Source organism: Parashewanella hymeniacidonis (assembly GCF_016900895.1).
Taxonomy (GTDB): domain Bacteria; phylum Pseudomonadota; class Gammaproteobacteria; order Enterobacterales; family Shewanellaceae; genus Parashewanella; species Parashewanella hymeniacidonis.
The window spans coordinates 1-3,699 of sequence record NZ_JAFEUN010000202.1 but is presented as its reverse complement, the minus strand read 5'-3'; the positions used below and the strand labels follow the sequence as shown (position 1 = coordinate 3,699).

The following is a 3,699-nucleotide window of genomic DNA, read 5'->3' as shown; positions in this document are numbered from 1 at the left end:
ACCAAAAACGACCAGAAACCGTAGGTTCACTATATCATTTCTGGTCGAAATTGAATGTATCAAAGAGCTATATTGTATTATCGATCATAATGTTAGATGTTTTTCATAGCCGACTAAATAATTATTAATTATAATAAATATGAATATTGAAATACGATGTTTATTAAATGCATTTTCGGATTTTCAAAATGAGTGTTTCAAATTCTCCAGTGAGTTTTTATTTAGATTGTTTATTTGAACAATCTAATTCTAGTGAAGAAGAAGGAGTGACTCAGCAAAAGGTGATTCCAGAGAATAAAGCACAAAAAGAAAGTAGAAGAGTTGGTTTTAGTGAAACAACACTCATTACAGAAAATGTAAAACGTACAATATATCGCTGTCAAGATGGCTTTAAACCCTCTGCTTTGAGCAGGCAAGAATCGCATGACGGATTCAGTGAAACAGGTGAATCTATAGATGAAATATTAAACGGCATTGATATGACTGTTGCACCGGACTCTGATGACGATGACGAAGAAAATTTAATGCTAGCACCTAGTGTTTCTATGACTGCTGATGAAATTAAGGTACGTATTGCTCAACTTCAACAAGAACGCAGCTCAATATCTTCGCAAAGAACAACTATTTTAAATGGTAAAGATAAACACTCATTTACAGAAATTCAGAGATTGCAGCAAGAAATTACTAATAGAAATGCTGAAATACAAAAGTTAAGGCAACAGATGGCAATTGCTATGCGGAAATAGGCTGGTATCCTATAAATACTAAACAAGGTAAGGATACCTACAATGATAAAGCGCATACTCTTTCTGACGATATTCGTTATTGCCGCTTACCAAGGTTGGCAGAAGTTTTCTCCTAAAACACCACCTGCGCCCAAAGTGGCACACGTTGTTCCTGTTCAGTACCAACCCTCAATTACGGTTTATGGCCGAGACAGCTGCAGTTTAACGCAAAACCTGATCAGTGAGCTCAAGCAAAAAGGCTATGAATATGAATATCACTCTGTTGACAGCAGTATGATTAAACGCCGCTTGGCACGTAAAATGAAAAAGCAGGGTCTTAACACCAGTTTCTATGCTCTACCTGTTGTTGATGTTGACTCAAAACTGACTATCAGACCTTCTATTGCTCAAGTCGTGAATCCTCATTAGCTTGTATTCAGAGGGGAGCGATCCCAGTGCTGAATAACAGCACTGGAAACTAAGCGATTACAAAATGATGGTAACAGGGTTATCACTTTGGCCTAAAACTAATGCGCGTAATTCACGATGCTGGCGCAATGGGTGCAGCTGAAAGTAATACACTTTAGCGTCAGCGGCTGCGGCTTCATGAAGTGGTGTACCTTGCGGAACCAAACGATACAACGGGCGTAAACGGCGCTCACTTTCACTTACTCGCAAACGTTCATATTCAAAGCCACCGCTTTCTTTAAACAAGTTTGCATCACTGTAATCCACTTGCTGAATTTCATAAGCACCTTCAACCAATAAATGCTGATTGCCCCAGCCATGGTAGTAAGCACCTTTTTGATCTTCTTTCGCTACGGTTGTAGCTTGGGTGGTGCGGCGTACAAACGTGGTTGAACAACGATGGCAATACGGCGCAGGCTGAACCCAACCCGCTTGGTTGCCACCTAATAACCAAGCACTGTGTTGATCGGCATACCAAAACAATGAGGTATGATAAGTTCCCTTTGAACCTGTATTTAGGTTTGCCCCGGTATTGCGAACTAATGCCACCACATCACCCGCTTGTGGCTGTTCACTCGCATCTTGCGCCCACTCCGCCCAATTACGTCCCAATGGCACGGTTGCTTGACTGCCAGAATAACGAACCGGTAAATCGGTTAAACCTGAATCCAGCATGTGATCAACAATAAACTCATTACAGTAGCCGCCATACTTCTTAGCGTTAGTGCCACTGTAGTGTTGATGAACTCGGTCTTTCATTTCTTTGATCAACGGGTTGATGCCATGTGCTTTGGTCCAGTTTTTACGAGATTCCCATTCGCGCATCGCCAAGTAAAAGTGATACGGCGCTGGCTCAATTTTATGGCGAGCGTAACTCACCCCTAAACCACGTACATCTTGTAAATCAATATCGACTGAATTAAAAAACTGGATGCGGTTGCTGGTAGTGAAATTGTCACAACCATTGCTGGCACACATATCAGCAATGCTGTCCGCTAAAAACGCAATCGAAAAACGGCCATTATCGAACCACTGTTCGGTTGAATTTGGCGAATCATACTGATGACAAGCACTCAAGCCTGTTGCCTGTTCATCACTGAACACGCAATAACTGTTGTCTGCTTTTTCTAACAGCTCAACCCATGCAGGAACAAAACTGAGCTGGCTGACATCAAACACATGCTGATCGAACACCGCACATTGACCAGCACCAACGTCACTGGTTTGCGGCTGATCGCACACTCGCATAATCCAATCACGCTTTAATGCAATAGATTGGGTGTCGCTGTGTACAGCAGCACTTAATTCAGTTGAGCAAGTAACTTCACCCGAAAATTGGCTTTCAGTAAATCGGCAAAATTTACTGTTGGCCGCAAAAGTATCTACCCGAGTGGCATTTTTAGGTTGGTAGCTGATGCGGTTACCTTGAGTGAACACACGGCAATCAAAACGAGCTTGTTGATCGCCACATACACGTAACATGCTGCCTTGAAAAACCTGCTCTTTCGCCAAATTCATGGCTTGCGATTTACCGGTTTTCCCGTATTGAAAGTATTGTGTCGACACTTCACTGGCATAAGCAGAGCTTGCTACCGTTAATGAACACAACAATATTGAGTTAAGCGTAAATTTCATCTTATTGATCTTTGTTAGCGTTATTTTAACACTAACAAGTCGGCAGTTTTTAGCAGGTTCTGAAGTACTGTATTTAGGGTAGAAAACGGTAAAATAAGTAAGTGATTGTATAGCTGAAAATTCATATGTTTATAGAGTGAGAATTTCTGTGAACAATATCAAACTATATATGTTATTAAATGCAAGCAGGAGGAGTAACTCCTGCAAGATGATTACTAAGCTATTACCCGTTTTCCATACTGTCTAAATCTACCGCAAGTTCGACCAAATCAATATAAGTCTTGGCAGTAAGCCTTTCTAGCCCATGATCATAATAGGTGTATTTGAGTAATAATCTGATTAACTGTTATCACCTATTGGGTGAATCGCTCTACGCTCACAAGCTGGCTAAAATTGCCGTTATCTACGTTATAACATTTGCAAGTAGATTAACTACTTGCTGCACGTTCTGCCTTGCTACCGACAATTTTTTCTGCGCTTGAGAACGTACCCATCTGAGTTTTCTAGGTTTAAGCATTACGGTTTCACCCGACATCACATTACGAGCAGCAAAGCTTTTACCATTACCCAACACTTCTGAAAAACGGCCTAAATCGAGTGATTTCGATTCAGTATTTTTATTCAATATCACCATGACCTTTTTCGTTTGAACATCAAAATAACGGAAATAGACATATGTACCATCTTGGCGGTTGTAGTGTTTAAGTTTGCCTTGATGGATCAGCGTTGAATTTTTACGCCAGTTAAATAGTCGGTTCTGAAAAAATCCATTTCAAGAGTTAAAATGTACGGCATCTGATTTACGCAAAATTCAGAGCCGTACCCCAAAAGCAAGATTTCTTAGATTTTGCATCAATTTCACTACAAAACA

At 40.6% G+C, this 3,699-nt stretch carries 4 protein-coding genes; 2 read left to right on the top strand and 2 right to left on the bottom strand.

The genetic code is table 11. The features are described from left to right. Positions 1-188: 188 nt before the first annotated feature. Together JQC92_RS21445 and JQC92_RS21440 are read left to right on the top strand one after the other, a co-directional pair. Positions 189-746 (top strand): hypothetical protein, encoded by a 558-nt coding sequence (locus tag JQC92_RS21445; RefSeq protein WP_205001568.1) that lies wholly within the window; start codon positions 189-191, stop codon positions 744-746. A 42-nt stretch (positions 747-788) separates the two neighbouring features. Then, the gene (locus JQC92_RS21440; RefSeq protein ID WP_205001567.1) at positions 789-1,154 is read left to right on the top strand and encodes a hypothetical protein; all 366 of its coding nucleotides are present in this window, start codon (positions 789-791) and stop codon (positions 1,152-1,154) included. Positions 1,155-1,211: 57 nt separating this feature from the next. Here the strand turns inward: JQC92_RS21440 and JQC92_RS21435 are convergent, their stop codons facing one another. Both JQC92_RS21435 and JQC92_RS21430 read right to left on the bottom strand, forming a co-directional pair. Next, a complete protein-coding gene (locus tag JQC92_RS21435; protein ID WP_205001566.1) occupies positions 1,212-2,828 on the bottom strand; it encodes a hypothetical protein in 1,617 nt (538 codons plus the stop codon). A 403-nt stretch (positions 2,829-3,231) separates the two neighbouring features. After that, positions 3,232-3,549 carry a cyclomaltodextrinase C-terminal domain-containing protein gene (locus JQC92_RS21430; RefSeq protein WP_338049537.1) on the bottom strand — a complete coding sequence of 106 codons (318 nt, stop codon included), beginning with the start codon at positions 3,547-3,549 and terminating at the stop codon, positions 3,232-3,234. Positions 3,550-3,699 lie beyond the last annotated feature (150 nt).